Source organism: Microbacterium sp. B24 (genome assembly GCF_000333415.1).
Classification (GTDB): domain Bacteria; phylum Actinomycetota; class Actinomycetes; order Actinomycetales; family Microbacteriaceae; genus Microbacterium.
In genome coordinates this window covers 1-943 of the sequence record NZ_BADB01000067.1, presented here as the reverse complement: position 1 = coordinate 943, position 943 = coordinate 1, and the positions used below count along the sequence as shown (strand labels likewise).

Genomic DNA, 943 nt, shown 5'->3' with positions numbered 1-943 from the left:
CCGGCTCCGACCGCGACGCCCTGCTCGGCGAACTCGGCGGCCAACGTGCGGATGACCCCGAACGCGTCCGGGACGGAGAGTGTGACCTCGAGGGCGCGGATCCCCCCCGCGACCGCCGCGCGGGCGGCCGACAGTGCCTCGTCTGCAGAGTCCAGTCGGATGATCAGCAGCGCGCCGGTGTCGGAGATGGCCTGAAGAACCTCATGTTTGCGTAACATCGATGCACACGCTAGCACAGAAATTAACATCGAGTCACAAATTCGAACGATGATCGTGGTGTGGGAACTAGACTCGGACCTCATGGCCAACGATCCGCCTCTCATCCCGGAACAGCGTCAGCGGGAGTTGCTGCGCTTGCTGCGAGGAGCGGGAGCGCTCGGCATCCGACACCTCGCCGATCACCTCGGTGTCTCGCACATGACCGTGCGTCGCGACATCGCCGCCCTGGAGGCGGAGGGACGCGTCGTCTCCGTCCAGGGGGGAGTGCGCCTGACGGAGCGCGCCGGGGTCGAACCTCCTCGCGAACGCGCCTCGCGCGCGATGCTCGAGCTGCCGCGCAAGCAGGCCATCGCTGCCGCGGCCGTCGACCTCGTGAGCGATGACAGTGTCGTCTTCCTCGACGCAGGAACCACCTGCGAAGCGCTCGTGCCGTTCCTCGCGCGGCGGCAGGAGATCACCGTCGTCACCAATGACTTCTTCGCGATCGCGACGCTGCGCGGGTATCCCTCGATCCAGACCATTCACACCGGGGGCCTCGTGGATGCCGCCAGCGGCTCCTCCACCGGGCCGCTGGCGGCTGCGACGCTCGCCGCGCTCGCCGTGGATGTCGCCTTCCTCAGCACTGGAGCATGGGATCGCACGCACGGCGTGACGACGCCTGAACTCGACAAGCTGACGCTCAAGCGAGCCGCGATGACTCTAGAGGATCCCCGGGACCGAGCTC

Annotated in this window: 1 protein-coding gene and 1 pseudogene; one reads left to right on the top strand and one right to left on the bottom strand. The window is 67.4% G+C overall.

Translation table 11 applies throughout. The features are described 5' to 3' along the window. A pseudogene (locus I5I_RS01570) lies at positions 1–218 on the bottom strand (hypothetical protein); the annotation flags it as partial. A gap of 82 nt (positions 219–300) precedes the next feature. Here I5I_RS01570 and I5I_RS01565 point away from each other — a divergent pair. Beyond that, a partial coding sequence (locus I5I_RS01565) for a DeoR/GlpR family DNA-binding transcription regulator (protein ID WP_036315584.1) occupies positions 301–943 on the top strand: 643 nt, incomplete at its 3' end.